The 17800-nt window shown below is 72.6% G+C and carries 18 protein-coding genes and 1 tRNA gene; 9 read left to right on the top strand and 10 right to left on the bottom strand.

The genetic code is table 11. The features are described 5' to 3' along the window. Positions 1 to 55: 55 nt before the first annotated feature. The 3 genes from ACFV9Q_RS23365 to ACFV9Q_RS23355 all read right to left on the bottom strand — a co-directional run bounded on the left by ACFV9Q_RS23365 (position 56) and on the right by ACFV9Q_RS23355 (position 2785). Positions 56 to 1039, bottom strand: coding sequence for a ribose-phosphate diphosphokinase (locus tag ACFV9Q_RS23365; protein ID WP_377236393.1), 984 nt, complete (start codon positions 1037 to 1039; stop codon positions 56 to 58). After that, the gene (gene glmU, locus ACFV9Q_RS23360) at positions 1039 to 2616 is read right to left on the bottom strand and encodes a bifunctional UDP-N-acetylglucosamine diphosphorylase/glucosamine-1-phosphate N-acetyltransferase GlmU (RefSeq protein ID WP_377236406.1); all 1578 of its coding nucleotides are present in this window, start codon (positions 2614 to 2616) and stop codon (positions 1039 to 1041) included. The genes ACFV9Q_RS23365 and glmU overlap by 1 nt, the downstream gene beginning before the upstream one ends. Before the next feature lie 94 nt (positions 2617 to 2710). After that, positions 2711 to 2785: transfer RNA gene (locus ACFV9Q_RS23355), tRNA-Gln, on the bottom strand. Positions 2786 to 3006: 221 nt separating this feature from the next. Between ACFV9Q_RS23355 and ACFV9Q_RS23350 the strand changes: the two genes are divergently transcribed. Continuing rightward, positions 3007 to 3609 carry a TetR/AcrR family transcriptional regulator gene (locus ACFV9Q_RS23350; RefSeq protein ID WP_285105724.1) on the top strand — a complete coding sequence of 201 codons (603 nt, stop codon included), beginning with the start codon at positions 3007 to 3009 and terminating at the stop codon, positions 3607 to 3609. Between the two features lie 613 nt (positions 3610 to 4222). Continuing rightward, complete coding sequence (locus ACFV9Q_RS23345) at positions 4223 to 4942, top strand: class I SAM-dependent methyltransferase (protein ID WP_377236392.1); 720 nt, start codon at positions 4223 to 4225, stop codon at positions 4940 to 4942. A 9-nt stretch (positions 4943 to 4951) separates the two neighbouring features. On the opposite strand, the gene ACFV9Q_RS23340 is transcribed toward ACFV9Q_RS23345, so the two are convergent. Continuing rightward, on the bottom strand, positions 4952 to 5995 hold the full coding sequence (locus tag ACFV9Q_RS23340; protein ID WP_377236391.1) for a maleylacetate reductase: 1044 nt from the start codon (positions 5993 to 5995) through the stop codon (positions 4952 to 4954). A gap of 101 nt (positions 5996 to 6096) precedes the next feature. On the opposite strand from ACFV9Q_RS23340, the gene ACFV9Q_RS23335 reads away from it, so the two are divergent. Then, a complete protein-coding gene (locus ACFV9Q_RS23335) occupies positions 6097 to 6600 on the top strand; it encodes a MarR family winged helix-turn-helix transcriptional regulator (protein ID WP_377236390.1) in 504 nt (167 codons plus the stop codon). Between the two features lie 3 nt (positions 6601 to 6603). Here the strand turns inward: ACFV9Q_RS23335 and ACFV9Q_RS23330 are convergent, their stop codons facing one another. Next, a complete protein-coding gene (locus ACFV9Q_RS23330) occupies positions 6604 to 7020 on the bottom strand; it encodes a hypothetical protein (protein WP_377236389.1) in 417 nt (138 codons plus the stop codon). 158 nt (positions 7021 to 7178) lie between these two features. Between ACFV9Q_RS23330 and ACFV9Q_RS23325 the strand changes: the two genes are divergently transcribed. Both ACFV9Q_RS23325 and lat read left to right on the top strand, forming a co-directional pair. Next, positions 7179 to 8393 carry a CynX/NimT family MFS transporter gene (locus tag ACFV9Q_RS23325; protein WP_377236388.1) on the top strand — a complete coding sequence of 405 codons (1215 nt, stop codon included), beginning with the start codon at positions 7179 to 7181 and terminating at the stop codon, positions 8391 to 8393. Positions 8394 to 8449: 56 nt separating this feature from the next. Further along, positions 8450 to 9757: an L-lysine 6-transaminase gene (gene lat / locus ACFV9Q_RS23320; protein ID WP_377236387.1), complete on the top strand. Its 1308-nt coding sequence runs from the start codon at positions 8450 to 8452 to the stop codon at positions 9755 to 9757. A gap of 83 nt (positions 9758 to 9840) precedes the next feature. On the opposite strand, the gene ACFV9Q_RS23315 is transcribed toward lat, so the two are convergent. The 3 genes from ACFV9Q_RS23315 to ACFV9Q_RS23305 form a co-directional block, all read right to left on the bottom strand. After that, positions 9841 to 10524 (bottom strand): hypothetical protein, encoded by a 684-nt coding sequence (locus ACFV9Q_RS23315; protein WP_377236386.1) that lies wholly within the window; start codon positions 10522 to 10524, stop codon positions 9841 to 9843. Position 10525: 1 nt separating this feature from the next. Then, entirely contained in the window at positions 10526 to 11056 is a 531-nt protein-coding gene (locus ACFV9Q_RS23310) for a peptidoglycan-binding protein (protein WP_377227823.1), read from the bottom strand. 131 nt (positions 11057 to 11187) lie between these two features. Then, positions 11188 to 11907 (bottom strand): SDR family oxidoreductase, encoded by a 720-nt coding sequence (locus tag ACFV9Q_RS23305; RefSeq protein WP_377236385.1) that lies wholly within the window; start codon positions 11905 to 11907, stop codon positions 11188 to 11190. Between the two features lie 54 nt (positions 11908 to 11961). Here ACFV9Q_RS23305 and ACFV9Q_RS23300 point away from each other — a divergent pair, with 54 nt between their 5' ends. Together ACFV9Q_RS23300 and ACFV9Q_RS23295 are read left to right on the top strand one after the other, a co-directional pair. Next, positions 11962 to 12504, top strand: a complete 543-nt coding sequence (locus tag ACFV9Q_RS23300) for a MarR family winged helix-turn-helix transcriptional regulator (protein ID WP_377236384.1) — start codon at positions 11962 to 11964, stop codon at positions 12502 to 12504. Continuing rightward, entirely contained in the window at positions 12497 to 13483 is a 987-nt protein-coding gene (locus ACFV9Q_RS23295) for an LD-carboxypeptidase (protein WP_377236383.1), read from the top strand. The genes ACFV9Q_RS23300 and ACFV9Q_RS23295 overlap by 8 nt, the downstream gene beginning before the upstream one ends. Before the next feature lie 2 nt (positions 13484 to 13485). Here the strand turns inward: ACFV9Q_RS23295 and ACFV9Q_RS23290 are convergent, their stop codons facing one another. Further along, on the bottom strand, positions 13486 to 13953 hold the full coding sequence (locus ACFV9Q_RS23290) for an Lrp/AsnC family transcriptional regulator (RefSeq protein ID WP_377227827.1): 468 nt from the start codon (positions 13951 to 13953) through the stop codon (positions 13486 to 13488). Continuing rightward, a complete protein-coding gene (locus tag ACFV9Q_RS23285) occupies positions 13950 to 15812 on the bottom strand; it encodes an ABC-F family ATP-binding cassette domain-containing protein (protein ID WP_377236382.1) in 1863 nt (620 codons plus the stop codon). Before ACFV9Q_RS23285 ends, ACFV9Q_RS23290 begins: the two co-directional genes overlap by 4 nt. A gap of 102 nt (positions 15813 to 15914) precedes the next feature. Between ACFV9Q_RS23285 and ACFV9Q_RS23280 the strand changes: the two genes are divergently transcribed. Together ACFV9Q_RS23280 and ACFV9Q_RS23275 are read left to right on the top strand one after the other, a co-directional pair. After that, positions 15915 to 16904, top strand: a complete 990-nt coding sequence (locus ACFV9Q_RS23280; RefSeq protein WP_377236381.1) for an acetylxylan esterase — start codon at positions 15915 to 15917, stop codon at positions 16902 to 16904. Positions 16905 to 16990: 86 nt separating this feature from the next. Continuing rightward, positions 16991 to 17800: an acetylxylan esterase gene (locus tag ACFV9Q_RS23275; RefSeq protein WP_377227830.1), complete on the top strand. Its 810-nt coding sequence runs from the start codon at positions 16991 to 16993 to the stop codon at positions 17798 to 17800.

Here is a 17800-nt window from a genome sequence, read left to right as displayed (position 1 = left end):
GACACGGTCCTCCGTTGACCGTGTCCGAGTCAAGTGCCCCGCTCGGCGGCTCGGCTCAGGAGTTGCCGTCGAACAGCGAGGTGACGGACCCGTCGGAGTGCACCTCGTTGATCGCGGAGGCCAGCAGCGGCGCGATCGAGAGCACCTTGAGGTTGGGGAACCGGCGGTCCTCCTCGATCGGCAGGGTATCGGTGACCACGACCTCGCGCGCACCGCACTCGGTGAGGCGCTGCGCGGCCGGGCCGGACAGCACGCCGTGCGTCGCCGCGACCGTCACGGACTTGGCGCCCGCCGCCATGATCACCTTGACGGCCTCGGCGATGGTGCCGCCGGTGTCGATCAGGTCGTCCACCAGCACGCAGTCCTTGCCCTGGACGTCGCCCACGACGCGGTTGGCGACCGACTGGTTGGGTCGCGTGACGTCGCGCGTCTTGTGCACGAACGCCAGCGGGCCGCCGCCCAGCTTGGAGGCCCAGATCTCGGCGACGCGGATGCGGCCGGCGTCGGGCGACACGACGGTCACGTTCTCGACGTCGACGCGGGTGCGCACGTAGTCGACCAGGATCGGCATGGCCCACAGGTGGTCCACGGGCCCGTCGAAGAAGCCCTGGATCTGCGCGGTGTGCAGGTCCACGCTCATCAGGCGGTTCGCGCCCGCCGTCTTGAACATGTCCGCGATGAGCCGGGCCGAGATCGGCTCGCGGCCGCGGCTCTTCTTGTCCTGCCGGGCGTAGCCGAAGAACGGCGCGACCACGGTGACGGAGTGCGCCGAGGCGCGCTTGGCGGCGTCGACCATGAGCAGCTGCTCCATGATCCACTGGTTGACCGGCATGGTGTGGGACTGGAGCAGGAACAGGTCCATGCCGCGTACCGACTCGCTGAAGCGGACGTACGTCTCGCTGTTCGCGAAGTCGTACGCGGACACGCCCAGGAGGTCGATGCCCAGCTCCTTCGCGACGTTCTTCGCCAGCTCAGGATGCGCTCGGCCCGCCGCCAGGACGAGCGGGTGGCGGTTGGGTCCGGGAACGGTGCTGGACATCAGTGCGACTTTCCTTCCTCGTCGGCCCCGGGTTCTGGGGCCTGGTCGGCCGGTCCGGCCTGGGTGGCCGCGGCCTGCGGGACCGTGGGGGTCCCGGCTGCGTTCTGCTGGGCAAGCTGTCGCTGTGCCTGGTCACCGAGGCCGGACGGCGCGCTGGCCGACGCCGCGGCGTCCGCCGCGGCCGTGCCCGGCCTACGACGGCCGACCCAGCCCTCGATGTTGCGCTGCTGCCCGGCGGTGACCCCGAGCGCGCCCGCGGGCACGTCCCGGCGGATCACGGACCCGGCAGCGGTGTACGCGCCGTCACCCACGGTCACGGGTGCGACGAACATGTTGTCCGCGCCGGTGCGCGCGTGCGAGCCGATCACCGTGCGGTGCTTGTGCACGCCGTCGTAGTTGACGGTCACCGACGCGGCGCCGATGTTGGTGTGCTCGCCGATCGACGCGTCACCGACGTAGGAGAGGTGCGGGACCTTGCTGCCCTCGCCGATCTCGGCGTTCTTGGTCTCGACGAAGGTGCCGATCTTGCCCTTGCGGCCCAGCTTGGTACCGGGGCGCAGGTAGGCGAACGGGCCCACGGAGGCGTCGTCGCCGATGACGGCGAGCGTGCCGTGCGTGCGGATCACCGTGGCGCCGGCGCCCACCTCGACGTCGGTCAGCGTGGTGTCCGGGCCGATCGTCGCGCCCGTGGCGACCACGGTTGCGCCCTTGAGCTGCGTGTTCGGCAGGAGCGTGACGTCGGGGGCGAGCTCGACGTCGACGTCGATCCACGTGGTGGCCGGGTCCTGGACCGTGACGCCCGCGCGCTGCCACTCCTCGACGACGCGGCGGTTCATCTCGCGGGCGAGGACGGACAGCGCCACGCGGTCGTTGACCCCCTCGACCAGCATCGGGTCGTCGGCGAGCAGGGCCCGCACGTGCAGGCCCTCGGACCGGGCGAACGCGACGACGTCGGTCAGGTAGACCTCGCCCTGCGCGTTCTTGCTGTCCAGCCCGTTCAGCCCGCGGCGCAGGGTGACGGCGTCGAACACGTAGACCGACGAGTTGATCTCCAGGATCTCGAGCTGGTCCGCGCTCGCGTCCTTGTGCTCGACGATCTCGAGCACGTCCCCCGTGTCCTTCTCGCGGACGATCCGGCCGTAGCCGGTCGCGTCGGCGACCTCGGTGGTGAGGATGGTGACGGCGTTGCCGTCCGCGTGGTGCGCGGCGAGGAGCTGGCCGAGCGTGGCGCCGTCGAGCAGCGGGACGTCGCCCGCCACGACGACGACCGGCCCCTCGATGCCCTCGCCCACGACCTCGCCGTCGGCGAGCCCCGCGGCGGCGGCCGCGGCCTGGGCCTTGGCGTCGAGCGCCGCCAGGGCGCACTGCACGGCGCGGCCTGTGCCGGGGATGTCGTCCTGGTCCACGAGGATCGCGCCGGGATCGAGCTGCGCGACGGCCTCGGCGACCAGGTCGCGCTCGTGCCGGACCACCACGGCGACCTGCGCGGGCTCGAGCTCGCGAGCCGCGGCCAGCGCGTGCCCCACCATCGGCTTGCCGCCGAGCGGGTGCAGGATCTTCGGCAGCGCTGACTTCATGCGGGTGCCCTGGCCGGCGGCAAGAACGATGACTGCTGCCGGCTGAGGTGTCTCGGTCACGAGTGCTCCGATCGGTGGGTTCGTCAGATCCGGATGGCTCCGCCCCCAGGATTCGAACCTGGACTAAAGGCACCAAAAACCTCTGTGCTGCCGATTACACCAAGGCGGACCGGGCGCGCGGGAGGCTCCGTCGTGACCCGAGGCGGGCGTGTGCCACCGTCGCACGTCCGTGAACAGTCTGCCAGGTCCCGGGGCATGCCCCATGCCGGACGGGTCGAGTCGTCAGCCACATCCGCGGCGCGGGCCGCCCGGCCGCGACACGCCCCGAACCGGCACTCGGGCACAATGAACCCCATGGCCGCCGAAAACCGACGTACCCATCGACCTCGCATGACGGCCAGCCAGCGGCGTGAGCAGCTGCTCACGGTGAGCCGCGGCCTGTTCGCCCAGAAGGGCTTCGAGGGCACGAGCGTGGAGGAGATCGCGGCCCGGGCCGAGGTCTCCAAGCCCGTCGTCTACGAGCACTTCGGCGGCAAGGAGGGCATCTACGCCGTCGTCGTGGACCGCGAGGTCCAGGCGCTGACCCACGCGCTGACCGGAGCCCTCGGCTCCGGCGGCCACCCGAAGGTGCTGCTGGAGCGGACGGCGCTGGCCCTCCTCGACTACATCGAGTCGTCCGAGGACGGGTTCCGGATCCTCGTGCGCGACTCCCCCGTCGCCCAGGCGACGGGCACGTTCTCCAGCCTGATCGGCGACGTCGCCACCCAGGTCGAGGCGATCCTGGAGCCGCAGTTCCGGGAGAACGGGCTGGACACCAAGGCCGCCCCGCTCTACGCGCAGATGCTGGTCGGGATGATCGCGCTCACGGGCCAGTACTGGCTGGACGCGCGCAGCCCCCGGAAGACCGAGGTGGCGGCGCACCTGGTGAACCTGGCCTGGAACGGCCTGCACAACATGGAGAAGAAGCCGGCGCTGACAAAGATGTCGCGCTGAGCCTCTGGCCCTCCACACACTGACGCAACGTCAATATCGGGCGGCGAATTGCCGCGGACCACTGAAATGCCCGAAGTCGTCAAGTCAGCTTGCGCGGACGCAACAATGTCTGCGCCAGCGCAAAAGAACGAACGCCCCCTGCGTTGAATACGCAGGGGGCGTTCGCTTTGGCTGGGGATGTTGCTCACGCCGCTATAGCGGCGTATTCCCTGCTCAGAGACCCAGAAGGACGCGGATCTGCGCCAGGGTGATGCCGAGGGAGTCGAGCAGGGTCGAGACGATGTCAACAACAGACATGGTGCTTTTTCCTTCCGGAAAACGGGAATCACAGGATGATCACCTGCGAGCGGAACAGTGTTCGCGTTCCATACATTAAGCACACGACACGGACTCTGCAACGGGAAATGGATATTCGGCTTTAATGCGCACCCTGTTTCACCCTGTGATATTGGGGGTGAAACTGAACCATGGTCCGCCATGAAGCGGACATATTCCTGAACGAGAGTCAGTTGGCCCTGGAGGAGCCGGCCGACGTCGCAGGGAAGTACCGACCTCGCCGGGGAGCCGAACAAGCACTGACGCTTGCCGCCGGTGTCGATCTAGGCTGCGGCGCGTGACGTCCTCCGAGCAGCTTGCGACCGTGCGCGACGACTACGACGACAAGGCCGAGGCCTACACCGCGTTCATCGGCGAGGCGTTCGCCGGCCAGCCCCTGAACCACGTCATGATCAAGGCGTTCGCCGACCTCGTCCGGCAGTTCGCCGGGCAGGCGGACGGCGGGCAGCCAGCCGGCGAGCAGGCGGCCGGCGGGCAGTCGGCCGGCGGGCAGGTGGCCGACGTCGGCTGCGGGCCCGGGCACGTCACCGGCCTTCTCCGGGAGCGGGGCGTCGACGCGTTCGGCGTCGACCTGTCGCCCCGGCTCGTGGCGGCCGCCCGCGCGGCCCACCCGGGCGTGCGGTTCGACGTCGGCGACATGGGCGACCTCGGCGCGCTCGGTGTCGCCACGGGTGGCCTGGCCGGGGTGGTGGCGAACTACTCCGTCATCCACACGCCGCCGGACGCGCTCCCGGCGACGCTCGCCGAGCTGACCCGAGTCCTGGCCCCGGGCGGGTATCTCCTGCTGGCGTTCCAGGCGCTCGACGCCACGGACGCGGCGGCCGAGCCCTTCGACCACAAGGTGTCGCCCGCCTGGCGGTACTCGCCCGACCACGTCGTCGGCCTGCTGGGCCGGAACGGCGTGACCGAGGTCGCGCGCCTGGTGATCGCGCCGGGCGAGGACCCGGCGCGGGGATTCCCGCAGGCGCACCTCCTGGGCCGCCGGACGGCCGACTGAGACACCAGCTCACCACGCGGCGAGCAGCAGCTCCTCCACCGCGTCGGCGGTGACCTGGCGCGGGTTCGGGTAGGGGTCGTCCGCCACCCGCTCGGCCACCTCGCGCAGCGCGGTGCGGGGCAGGCCGAGCGCGCCGAGCGTCGTCGGGCCGTCGTGCCGGGCCGCGAGCGCCGCGACCGCGTCCGCCGGGTCACCGTTCGCGACGCGAGTCAGGCGCGCGGCCGCGTCCGGGGCGGCGACCAGGTCGAACCGCATGACGTGCGGCAGCAGCAGGGCGTGCAGCTCGGCGTGCGGCAGGCCGTAGGTGCCGCCGAGCACGTGGGCGAGCTGGTGGTGCAGCCCCATCCGCGCCTGCGCCAAGCACGCGCCCGCCAGCCACGCCGCCTCCTGGAGGCGGGCCCGCGCGTCGACGTCGGACAGCCGGTCCAGCACCAGCGGGAGCGCGGACAGGATGCCGTCCGCGGCCTCGACGCCGTAGGCGCGCGTCGCGGCGCTCGCCCCGGTGTCCCACAGCGCCTCGACGGCGTGGGCCAGCGCGTTGAGGGCGGAGGTGAGCGTGAGCCCGTGGGGCATCGACAGCGTGAGCTCCGGGTCGTAGACGACGGTGCCGGGCGCGAGGGCGGGGTCGCGCCGCGTCGTCTTGACGCCGTGCTCGGTCTCCCCGAGCACGGGCGTGGCCTCCGAGCCGGCGTAGGTGGTGGGCACGGCGACCTGCGGCATGCCGGTCCGGATCGCGAGCGCCTTGGCGAGCCCGATCGCCGACCCGCCGCCGATCGCGACGAGCGCGTCGGCGCGCACCTCCCGGGCCACGGCGAGCGCGTCGGCGGTCACCTCGACGGGGGTGTGCTGGGCCGGGCGCCCGAAGGTCGCGGCATGCCGCTCCCCCAGGTTCGTGGCCAGGTCCTGCGCCACCTCGGCCGACGACGGCGCCGCGACCACCAGCACCCGCCGCGCCCCGAGCCGTTCGATCTCGTCCGGCACGAGGGCTCGCGCCCCGGCACCCTGCAGCACTCGTCCGGCGTAGACCTGGTGCACCCTGATGTCTGTTCCCACGATGCCTGAGCCTACGGTCGGCGCGGTGTCGCCCACCACGCTACGCACGCCACGCGTCCGGTCGAGATTCTTGATATCGAGACATCCGGTAGCCTCTCGCCATGGAGCACACAGGTCCCGCCGACGAGGTCGACCGCATCGTCGCCGCGTGGCACCACGTGCGCCCGGACCTCGAGCTCGAACCGCTGACGGTGTTCAGCCGGGTGTCCCGGCTGGCCCGGCACCTGGACCTCGCCCGCCGCACGGCGTTCGCGCGGCACAGCCTGGAGACGTGGGAGTTCGACGTGCTCTCGGCGCTGCGCCGTGCCGGCGAGCCCTATCGCCTGTCGCCGGGCACGCTCGTCACCCAGACGCTGGTCACGAGCGGCACCATGACCAACCGGATCGACCGGCTGGAGTCGCGCGGGTTCGTCCAGCGGCACCGCTCCCCGGACGACCGCCGCGGCGTGCTCGTCGAGCTCACCGACGAGGGGCTGGCTCGGGTCGACGCCGCGATGAGCGACCTGCTCGACATCGAGGCCAAGGTGCTGACCGCCCTGTCCCCGGCGGAGCGCCCGCAGCTCGCTGCGCTGCTCCGGACGGTCACCGCTCAGTTCGACGAGTAGTGATCAGCGGTCCCGGCTCACCATGATCTTCTCGCGGCCCACCTGGTCCGGCAGGAAGAAGAGGTCGTCGCCGTCGGCCACGTACAGGGGCAGCTCGCCCAGCTCGGCCGGCATGCCGTCAGCGTCGGTGACCGTCAGCTCGACGTGGTCCGCGGAGCTCTTCGAGTTGTACTTCCAGGTGCCCTCGATCTCGGCGGGTACGTCGCTGCCCGCGCCGTCGAGCAGCTCGTCCGGGACCCCGACGGCCGTGAACGTCCGGTCCTCGCCGAGCGCCACGACGGTCCCTGCGCCGTCACCCACCCAGAAGCCGACGAACTCGGGCTCTGTGTAGTCCACCTTGCCGAGATCGAACCCACATCCCGACAGCATGAGGACGCCGACGAGTGCTCCCACCGCGGGGAAGACCTGCCGCTGATTCATTCCACACCTCAGTTGTTCCAGTCGTGACCGGTCGCCCAATCTAGCGGGAAAGCCGCAATCCCTCCTGGGGGAACCGAGGTGTCGAGCAGCACATCGTGTGGTGATGCGATGGACGCCCGACGCAACCAACTGCCCCCGTCGCGCACAATGAACGCATCATGAGCAACATCCGCGCTGCGGCGGGCGGCTCCGCGCTGCTCGTCGCGGTACTCGTCTTCGCCCTGAACCTCCGCACCCCCATCACCTCTCTCCCGCCGGTGATGTCCGACGTCGCCGCCGGGCTGGGCCTCGACCAGACCCTGGCGGGCCTGCTGGTGGGCATCCCGGCGCTCTGCTTCAGCGTGGTGGCTCCCGCGGCGTCGACCCTGATCGCCAAGGTCGGGCCGTACGCGGCGGTCACGGTCGCCCTGGTCGGGGTGATCGTGGGCACGCTGGTCCGGTCGGCCGGGTCGGGCACCGTGGGCGTGGTGGCGGCCTTCGCGGGGACCGTCGTGCTGGGCTCGGCCATCACGGTGGGCAACGTGGTGGTCCCGGTGATCATCGCGCGGGACTTCCCGGCACGGACGGCGCCGGCCACCGGCCTGTACTCGTCGGTGATGAACCTGGGGTCGGTGTTCGCGACCTCGCTCACCGCGCCCCTGGCGGCCCTGCTCGGCTGGCGGGGCGCCATCGCGTCGTGGGCGATCGTGGCGGTGGTCGCACTCGTGTGGTGGAAGATCACCACCCGCCGCCTGGTCGACCGGCCCGCCGCCGTGCACGCTCCGCCCGTGGCGGAGCGGCCCGAGGAGACCTGGGCCGGTGTGCTGCGCCGTCCGATCACCTGGGTGCTGGTCGTCGCTTTCGCGGGCCAGTCCTTCTCCTACTTCGCGGTGACCGGCTGGCTGCCGGAGCTGCTGCGCGACCTGCTGGGCGTGTCGGTGACCACTGCGGGCAACGCCGCCGCGCCGTTCCAGGGGCTCGCCATCGCGGGCAGCGTGCTGGTGCCGCTCGCGCTGGCCGCCCGGGTGCCGATGCGCGGAGCCGCGGTGGTGATGGCCCTGCTCTGGGTCTCGCTGCCGGCGGGCCTGCTGCTCGCGCCGCAGTGGTGGCTGCTGTGGGTGAGCCTCGCGGGGATCGCCCAGGGCGGGAACTTCGTGGTGATCTTCACCGTGGTCGCGCAGCGGTGCCGCACCGTCGCGCAGACCCGGCGGACGGTCGCGGCCGTGCAGGCCTTCGGCTACGCCGTGGCGGCGTCCGCGCCCGCGGTGATCGGCGCGGTGCACGCGGCGTCGGGCGGCTGGACCGCGGCGCTCGTGGTGATGCTGGGGTCCACGCTGGCGCTCGGGACGGCCGAGCTGGTCGCGACCCGGCGGCGCGGCCCCGCACGGTCGTAACAGGAACTTTTCCATAGTCGTTGAAACTTGGCAGGATCATTGCCAATCTTTCCAGCATGACGACTCACCTTGAGCCCACCGCAGTGCTCCCCACCCTTCGCGAGCACCTCCTCGTCGACGGGTTCGACCTCGTCCTCGACCTCACCCGGTCGCACGGCTCCACGCTCGTCGACGCGCGGGACGGCCACGAGTGGCTCGACCTGTTCACCTTCTTCGCCTCCTCACCCCTCGGCATGAACCATCCCGCCCTGGCCGACGACCCGGCCTTCCGCGAGGAGCTCGCCGCCGCCGCGATCAACAAGCCGTCGAACTCCGACATCTACACGGTCGAGATGGCGCGGTTCGCCGACACGTTCGCGCGGGTGCTGGGCGACCCCGCCCTGCCGCACCTGTTCTTCATCGACGGCGGCGCGCTGGCCGTCGAGAACGCGCTCAAGGTCGCGTTCGACTGGAAGTCTCGCCACAACGAGGCGAACGGCCGGTCCCCGGAGCTCGGCACCCAGGTGATGCACCTGGAGCACGCGTTCCACGGCCGCTCGGGCTACACGATGTCGCTCACCAACACGGAGCCGGGCAAGGTCGCCCGCTTCCCCAAGTTCGACTGGCCGCGCATCCCGTCCCCCTACCTCGCCGAGGGCAAGGACATGGACGCCGCCGAGGCAGCGGCGCTCGGTGCCGCCCGCGCGGCGTTCGAGGCCAACCCGCACGACATCGCGGCGTTCATCATGGAGCCCATCCAGGGCGAGGGCGGCGACCACCACTTCCGCCCCTCGTTCCTGCAGGGCATGCAGGCGCTGTGCCAGGAGTTCGACGCCCTGTTCGTCATGGACGAGGTGCAGACCGGCGCCGGGATCACCGGCACCACGTGGGCGTACCAGCAGCTCGGCGTCACGCCCGACATCGTCGCGTTCGGCAAGAAGACGCAGGTCTGCGGCATCATGGCCGGCGGCCGCGTGGACGAGGTGCCGGACAACGTGTTCGCCGTCTCCTCGCGGATCAACTCCACCTGGGGCGGCAACCTGACCGACATGGTGCGCTCCCGCCGGATCCTGGAGACCTACGAGGAGGAGGGCCTGGTCGACCGCGCCCTGACCATGGGCAAGCAGCTCCAGGACGCCCTCACCGAGCTCGCCGCGCGGCACGACGGCGTGACCGACGTGCGCGGCCGCGGCCTCATGTGCGCGCTGACCCTGCCCTCGCGCGAGGTGCGCGACCGGGTGCTGGCCGCGCTCACCGAGCGGAGCGTGCTGCTGCTGGGCTGCGGCGAGCGGTCGGTCCGCTTCCGCCCGGCCCTGACGGTCACGAACGAGGCGCTGGAGGCCGGCGTCCAGGCCCTCGACGAGGCGCTCACGGCCACCCTCTGACGGGCCGGCCGCCCGCTCAGGGGCGGCCCCTTGACTGACCGGTCAGGCGCTCGGGTGCCCAGAAGACCCGGGCGCCCGGCCGGTCACTCGTCCTCGGCCGCGACGCTGTCCGCGATCCGGAGCAGCTCGGCCACCGAGGGCCCCGCGTTGGCCGTCGGCGTGCGGCCGATCGTGGCGAGCAGCAGGTAGGAGCCCACGTCGTCGGTCCACTCCACCCGGACCGGGCCGAACCCGTTGTTGTCCACGCGGGTCACGCGCGCCTCCAGGCCCGACTCCTTCAGGTCCTGCCACTCGACCGTCACGGTGTCGCCGGACAGCTTGCCGGACAGCTCCTGCGACCCCGGGTACGCCACGTAGAGGATGGCCGACGCCGGGTGGAACGCCCCGCTGCGGACCTCCTCCTCGGACCACCCGGCGCCCGGCCGGCCGGGGAACGTCTCCGCGTTCTCGGCGCCGTCGAGGGGGTAGGTGATCCAGGTGCCGAGGTGGTCCTCCGCCGTCGTGCGGCCCATCCCCGCCGAGATCTCGGCGGGGCACTCCGCCACGGCCTTCAGCACGTCGTCGGGCACCCAGTGCGGCTGGCGCAGGTCGGCGGCACAGGTGTTCGCCGTGAGCTCCGTGGCGTCCGCCGGGACTACCACGGGCTCGTCCTCCCCCGCGCCGAGCACCATGGTGACCACCACGATGATGATGGCGCCCAGCAGCGTCACGGCCCCGCCGAGCAGCCACTCGGGCCGGATCTTCGGCTCGTCGATGGTGGTGACCACGTCAGCCCCCGCACTCGATCTCGGTGACCGCGTCCCGCGAGAGCGCGATGACCTTGTTCGAGGTGACCGGGCTCCGCGCGACCCCGGGCAGCACGTAGGAGCCCCAGTCGCAGTCGTTCTCCGCGAGGTAGGCGTCCCGCGCCCCGCCCGGCGCGGCGTAGCGGATGCGGTGGTCCGGGCCCTGGCAGCTGTAGTCCGGGTCGCAGAGCGAGACGGCGAGCGCCCGCATGGTGACCCACGTGGTGGTGTCGACGCAGCCGTCGACGGGCAGCCCGTTGTACGCCTGGAACGCCCTGGTCGCGGCCTCGGACTGGCTGTCCCAGGTGCCGTCCACGGTCTCCAGCCCGGTCGCGGCCGACAGCACGTTCTGCGCCGCGACCACCTGGCCGCCGGACGTCTTGCCGCACTCGCCGACCGGGTCGTTGGACACCCAGGTCGCGCTCGAGTTGGCCGCCTGCACCACGGCGGCGACGATCAGGGCGAGAACCACGGTGCCCCCGCCCGCCTGCAGCCAGGTTCGGGTGGTGGGCATCTCCTCGCGCTCCTTCGTGTGCCCGACGGCGGAGCCGGGCGCTGGTGCTTGCTAACCCGAGCGTAACAATTCGCACTTACACGACGGAAGCGGCGCACCGGTAGAAACCGGATTGCATGCCTTTCGATGGGCTACCGGGTCGTGTGCGCGCCGCCGTTCACGTGCAGCGTCTGCCCGGTGATGTGCCGCGCGGCCGGCGAGGCGAGGAACGCGACCAGCCCGGCGACGTCGTCCGGCGTGCCGGCACGCTTGTCGTGCGTGGCCGCGACCAGCCGGCCCAGGCGCTCCTGGGTGAGCCGGCCCTTGAAGTACCCGGTGTCCTCGATGTACCCCGGCGCCACGCAGTTCGCGGTGATCCCGCGCGGCCCGACCGTCGCGGACAGGCCGGCCGTCCACGCCTGGACGGCCGCCTTGGCCACGCCGTAGGACGTGCCCGCGTACTCGGCACCGATCGAGCCGACGGTGACGACCGCGCCGCCCGCCGGCATCCGGTCGAGGACGGCGGTGGCGACCAGCACGGTGCTGATCAGGTTCGCGTCGAGATTGGCCCGCCAGCCGTCGGCCACCTGGGCGAGGCCCGCCGGCTCGCGCCCGTCGAAGTCCGTGTTGCCGCCGGCCATGGCCACCAGCACCTCGACGGGCGCGTCGAGCTGCGCCACGAGCGCCTCGACGTCGTCCGCCCGCCCGACGTCGCAGCGCACCCCGCGCGCGCCCGTCGCCGCCGCGGCCCGGTCGAGCCGCTCGGCGTCGCGGCCGGTGATCACCACCTGGCGTCCCTCCTGGACGAACCGGCGCGCCACCGCGCTCCCGATGCCACCCGATCCACCGCTGACGAGTACGAGTCCGGACATGCCGCTACCTCCTGGGGACGTGTACGTTTAGACCTAAACGTACAGGAGGCGAGCGTGACCGAGTATCCCTTCGACACCACGGCGGCCGTTTCGCCCGAGGCCATCGCCGCGGCGTGGGAACGTGAGCTGCCGGGTGTCCCGGTGGCCTCGATCGGCGTGATCACGCCGCTGTGGCGCGCCGCCAAGACCCTGGCGGACGAGCGCCGCCGGACGCTGCGCCGGATCGGGATCGACCCCGCGACGCTCGACCTGCTCAGCACCCTGCGCCGGTCCGGGGAGCCGTGGTCGCTGACCACGCGCGAGCTCGCGGCGCACACGCTCGTCACCGCCGGCGCCATCTCGCAGCGCGTCGCGCGGGCGGAGCGCGAGGGCCTGGTCGTGCGCTCGTCGTCCGACGCCGGACGGCGGGCCGTCGCCGTGACCCTGACCGACGCCGGGCACGCGCTGGTCGAACGCGCCGTGCGGGAGCTGCTCACCCACGAGGAGGCGCTGCTGGCCGGGCTGCCGGCCGAGGACCGCCTGCTGCTGTCGGGACTTCTCGCCCGGCTCACGACCGCCCTGCGGGGCCAGATCTCGGAAGAGATTTCAGATGAGTGAAAGAAAGCACCACCAGCAGGCGGACGACGGGCCGGCAGGTAGTGTCGGCGGCATGCTGCGGCCCCTGATCAGCCCGCCGCGACTGCGCCCGGGGGACACGGTCGCCGTCGTCGCCCCGTCCGGCCCCGTCCCGGCCGACCGGCTCGACGAGGGCGTCGCCCACCTGCGGTCCTGGGGCCTCGACGTGCAGGTGATGCCCCACGTGCTGGACACGCACCCGGACCACGCCTACCTCGCGGGCCACGACGAGGCGCGGGCAGCGGACTTCCAGGAGGCCTGGCTCGACCCGGACGTGCGGGCGATCGTCGCGGCGCGCGGCGGCTACGGCGCGGCGCGGATGGTCGAGCTCGTCGACTGGGACGCGCTCGCCGCCACGGACCCCAAGGTGCTCGTCGGGTACAGCGACTGCACGGTGCTGCACCGGGCGGTCGCCGCGCGGCTCGGGCTGGTGTCGCTGCACGGGCCGATGTCCGGGACCATGTCGTTCCTCAAGTCCGACGTCGCTCGCGAGCACCTGCGGCGCACGCTCTTCGAGCCGGCGGCCACGCAGGTGCTGACCGGCCCGGACGCGCACACCCTGGTGGGCGGCACGGCCCGCGGCGTCACGACCGGCGGCTGCCTCTCGCTCCTGACGACGTCCGTCGGGACCGGCCCCACGACGCCCTCGGCCGCGGGCGGCATCGTGCTGCTGGAGGACATCGAGGAGAAGGCCTACCGGATCGACTCGTTCCTCACGCACCTGCTCCGTGCGGGCTGGTTCGACGGCGCGGTGGGCATCGTGCTCGGGTCGTGGCAGGACTGCGAGCCGGTCGAGCCCGTGGTCCTGGACCTGCTCGGCCCGCTCGGCATCCCGATCCTGGGCGAGCTCGGGTTCGGCCACGGCCCCGACCCGCTCACCGTGCCGTTCGGCGTCGCCGCGGAGCTGGACGCCGACGCCGGCACGCTCACGCTGGACCACCCGGCCCTGGCGCCGCGCTGAGCTCAGTCGAGCTCGGCCGTCTGTCCCTCGAAGTACGTCTGCAGCACCACCGTCGTGCGCGTCGAGACCTTCGCCGTGCGCCGGATCTTGCCGAGCAGCTCCTCCAGCGCCCGCGGCGACGCGACCCGGGCGGTGAGCAGGTAGTTCGCGTTGCCCGCCACCGAGTAGCAGGACTCGATGCCGGCCATGCCGCGCAGCCGCTCAGGCGCGTCGTCCTCCTGGGCCTGGTCCAGGGGCGTGATCTCGATGAAGGCGGAGAGCGGCAGCCCCACCGCCTCCGGGTTCACGACCGCCCGGTACCCCGTGATGACGCCGCGCGCCTCCAGCTTGCGCACCCGCACCTGCACGGCGGACAGGGAGAGGCCCGAGATCTCGGACAGCACCGCCAGCGTGGTGCGCCCGTCCTTGCGCAGTGCGTCGACGAGCGCCCGGTCGACGCCGTCGAGCGGTGTCAGATCGTTGTCGGTCATCCCGCCACCTCCGCAGCTTCCAGCCAGGCCGCCTCGAGCTCGTCCCGTTCGCTCACCAGGTCGCGGAGCTCCGCGTCCAGCCGCGCGACGGCCTGATAGTCCGTTGCCTGCTGCGCGATGTGCTCGTGCAGCTCGGCCTCCTTCTGGGCAATCTTCGCAAGTTGCCGCTCAATCCGGGAGACCTCCTTCCTCGCGGCGCGGATGTCCCGCTGGGAGAGCTCCTCGCCGCCTCCCGTGCCGGCCGACGCCGGAGCACCCGCCGTCGCCCCGGCCGCACCCGCGCCGGACCCCGGGGCGGCCCCGGAACCGCCGCCCGAGCCGGACGCGCCCGCCGCCTTGGCCGCCGCCCGCAGCCGCAGGTACTCCTCGACTCCCCCGGGCAGGTCGCGGATGGTCCCGTCGCCGAGCAGGGCGACCTGCCGGTCGGCGACCCGCTCCAGCAGGTACCGGTCGTGCGAGACGACGATGAGCGTGCCGGGCCAGCCGTCCAGGAGGTCCTCGACGGCGGCGAGGGTGTCGGTGTCGAGGTCGTTGGTGGGCTCGTCGAGCAGCAGCACGTTGGGCTCGGAGACCAGCAGCCGCAGGAGCTGGAGCCGGCGCCGCTCGCCGCCGGAGAGGTCCCGCACCGGTGTGTACGCGCGCTCGCGCGTGAAGCCGAGCTTCTCGGTGAGCTGCGACGCGGTGAGCTCCTTGCCGTCGACGACGACCCGGCCCTTCTCCTGCTCGATCACCTCGACGGCCTTCAGGGTCCCGAGCTCGTCGAGCTCGGCGACGTCCTGCGAGAGCTCCCGCACGTGGATGGTCTTGCCGCGCTTGACACGGCCGGAGTCGGGCTCGCGCCGGCCCGCCAGAAGTGCGAGCAGCGTCGTCTTGCCGGCGCCGTTGACGCCCACGATGCCGTACCGGTCGCCCGGTCCGAGGCGCCAGGTCACGTCGTCGAACAGGACCTTGCCCGGCACGGCGACCGACACGGACTCGAGGTCCAGCACGTCCTTGCCGAGCCGCCGCGTCGCCATGCGCGTCAGCTCCATCGAGTCGCGCGGCGGCGGCTCGTCGTCGATCAGGGCGGACGCGGCGTCGAGCCGGAACTTCGGCTTGGACGTGCGGGCCGGCGCCCCGCGGCGCAGCCACGCGAGCTCCTTGCGCAGCAGGTTGTCCCGCTTCTCGGCGGCCGTCGCGGCCTGCCGGGCCCGCTCCGCCCGCGCCAGGATGTAGGCCGCGTACCCGCCCTCGTACCCGTCGACGGCGCCGGTCCCGTCGCCCCGCACCTCCCACATGCGGGAGCAGACCTCGTCGAGGAACCAGCGGTCGTGCGTCACGACCACGAGCGCGCCCGTCGTGCCCGGGCGGCCGTAGCGCTCGCGCAGGTGGGCGGCGAGCCAGGCCACGCCCTCGACGTCGAGGTGGTTGGTGGGCTCGTCGAGCAGCAGCACGTCCGGGTCCTGGACGAGCAGGGCCGCGAGCGCGACCCGGCGACGCTGGCCGCCCGAGAGCTTCGCGACCGGGGCGTCCCAGGCGAGGTCGGCGATCAGGCCGTCGTGCACCTCGCGGACGCGGGCGTCCGAGGCCCAGACGTGCGTCTCGGCGTCGCCGTGCACGAGGTCGAGCACGGTGGCGTCCTCGGGCAGCTCGTCGCGCTGGTCCAGCAGGCCCAGGGTGGAGCCGCCCACCCGGGTGACGCGGCCGCCGTCGGGCAGCGTGGCGCCCGCGAAGATGCGCAGCAGGGTGGACTTGCCCGCGCCGTTGGGGCCCACGATGCCGACGCGGTCGCCGTCGTCGAGCCCCAGCGAGACGTCCGCCAGAAGGGTCCGGGTGCCGATGGTCAGCGCGATGCCGTCTGCGCCGAGAAGATGTGCCACCTACCAAGGGTAGTCGCGCGCTACGCTCACCCCGGCCGACGGAGACCGCGCAGGAAAGACTTCGCCGCCGGCACAGCAGAACACGACGCCGAGGAGCACAACGTGGCCCAGTTCGACATGCCGCTGCCCGAACTCGAGAAGTACACCCCGGAGGTCGACGAGCCCGCCGACTTCGACGAGTTCTGGTCGACCACCCTGGCGGAGGCCCGCACCTTCGACGACGCTCCGCAGGTGGAGCGCATCGACGTGGGGCTCACCGAGATCCTGGTCGACGACGTCACGTTCGCCGGTTTCGGCGGGCACCCGGTCAAGGCATGGCTGACGCGCCCCGCGCACGCGCCCGGCGACCTGCCCGTCGTGGTCGAGTACCAGGGCTACGGGGGCGGGCGGGGCCTGCCGCACGAGCGCATTCACTGGGCCGCCGCGGGCTACGCGCACCTCATGATGGACACGCGCGGCCAGGGTTCTGGCTGGGGCGCGGGCGGGGACACGCCGGACCCGGTGGGCTCGGGCCCCGCGTCGCCCGGGTTCATGACGCGCGGCGTGCGCGACCCGCGCGACCACTACTACCGGCGCGTGTTCACCGACGGCGCCCGCGCCGTGGACGCGGTGCGCGCGATCCCGGGCCTGGACCCGGCCCGGGTGGCGCTGAGCGGCGGCAGCCAGGGCGGCGGCATCACCATCGCGGTCGCCGGCCTCGTGCCCGACGTCGTGGCCGCCATGCCGGACGTGCCGTTCCTGAGCCACTACCGCCGCGCGGTGTCGATCACGGACAACGCGCCGTACAGCGAGATCACGAAGTATCTCTCCGTGCACCGCGACCCGGCGGTCGAGGAGCAGGTCTGGCGCACCTTCTCCTACCTGGACGGGGTGTCGTTCGCCCGGCGCGCCCGCGCGGCGACCCTGTTCTCGGTGGCGCTCATGGACGCCACGTGCCCGCCGTCCACCGTGTACGCGGCGTACAACGGGTGGCGCCCGGGCGGGGCCGGCGCGGCGAGCAAGGAGATCGACGTGTACCCGTACAACAACCACGAGGGCGGGGGCGACTACCGCTTCCCGCGCAAGCTCGCATGGCTGAACAAGATCATCTGACGGCCGGGGGCCGTGGACCGGCGACCGGACTGTCGGACACGGGCGGTACGCTCCGAGCGCACGCCCAAGACCCGGAGGTACCGCCCGTGCCCGAGTACGACCTGCCGCTCGTCACGGTGGCACCGGCTGCTCCGCCCGCCACCGACGAGCCCACGGACTTCGACGCGTTCTGGGCGGCGAACCTCGCCGCCCACCGGGACATCGAGGTCGCGCCGGACCTGACCACGACGTTCGCCCACTCCCAAGACCTCAACGCGGAGACCGTGACGTTCGCCGGTTTCGAGGGCCGACCGGTGACGGGCTGGCTCGTCATGCCGGTCGGCGCCGCCGCGACGCTGCCCGGCCTGGTCGAGCTGCGGCCGGCCGGCAGGGCCGCGGCGCGCGACCTGGAGTGGCTCGCGTCCGGCGGGTTCGCCCACCTGGTCGTCGAGATACCGCAGGACGACCTGGACGACCCGTACAACCGCGGCGTCTTCACCGACGCGTTCCGGGCGGTGCAGGCCCTGCGCACGCTGGAGAGCGTGGACCCGTCGCGCATCGCGGTGCTCGGCACGGGCCCGGTGGCGGCCGCGGCCGTCGCCGCGGCCGGCCTGCTGCCCGACCTCGCGTGCGCCCTGGTCGAGGGTGACATCCCGGCGGCGCACAAGGACTCCCTGGTCGCGTTCGCCCGCCGGGCGAGCACCCCGCTGCAGCTCACGCAGGGCGCGGGCGCCCAGGTGCTGCTGGAGGAGTGGGGCCGCAACGCCGCCCTGGCGCTCAGCGCGATGACGGGCACCGTGGAGCGGGTGGTCGAGTGCGTGCTGACCGCCGAGAGCAACCTGCCGACGCGGCGCACCCGCTGGATCACGCGGCACACGCACCTGACGAACGTCTTCGTGCCGCAGGTCGCGTACTGA

This window comes from Promicromonospora sp. NPDC059942, assembly GCF_042731755.1.
Lineage (GTDB): Bacteria > Actinomycetota > Actinomycetes > Actinomycetales > Cellulomonadaceae > Promicromonospora.
Note: the sequence above shows the minus strand (reverse complement) of the source record. Positions and strands in the feature narration are given on the sequence as shown.

Coding starts and splice junctions, on each gene's coding strand:
- ACFV9Q_RS23365 (WP_377236393.1), bottom strand. CDS start 1,039: ATGTCCAGCACCGTTCCCGGACCCAACCGCCACCCGCTCGTCCTGGCG.
- glmU (WP_377236406.1), bottom strand. CDS start 2,616: ATGAAGTCAGCGCTGCCGAAGATCCTGCACCCGCTCGGCGGCAAGCCG.
- ACFV9Q_RS23350 (WP_285105724.1), top strand. CDS start 3,007: ATGACGGCCAGCCAGCGGCGTGAGCAGCTGCTCACGGTGAGCCGCGGC.
- ACFV9Q_RS23335 (WP_377236390.1), top strand. CDS start 6,097: ATGGAGCACACAGGTCCCGCCGACGAGGTCGACCGCATCGTCGCCGCG.
- ACFV9Q_RS23330 (WP_377236389.1), bottom strand. CDS start 7,020: ATGAATCAGCGGCAGGTCTTCCCCGCGGTGGGAGCACTCGTCGGCGTC.
- ACFV9Q_RS23325 (WP_377236388.1), top strand. CDS start 7,179: ATGAGCAACATCCGCGCTGCGGCGGGCGGCTCCGCGCTGCTCGTCGCG.
- lat (WP_377236387.1), top strand. CDS start 8,450: ATGACGACTCACCTTGAGCCCACCGCAGTGCTCCCCACCCTTCGCGAG.
- ACFV9Q_RS23310 (WP_377227823.1), bottom strand. CDS start 11,056: ATGCCCACCACCCGAACCTGGCTGCAGGCGGGCGGGGGCACCGTGGTT.
- ACFV9Q_RS23305 (WP_377236385.1), bottom strand. CDS start 11,907: ATGTCCGGACTCGTACTCGTCAGCGGTGGATCGGGTGGCATCGGGAGC.
- ACFV9Q_RS23295 (WP_377236383.1), top strand. CDS start 12,497: ATGAGTGAAAGAAAGCACCACCAGCAGGCGGACGACGGGCCGGCAGGT.
- ACFV9Q_RS23290 (WP_377227827.1), bottom strand. CDS start 13,953: ATGACCGACAACGATCTGACACCGCTCGACGGCGTCGACCGGGCGCTC.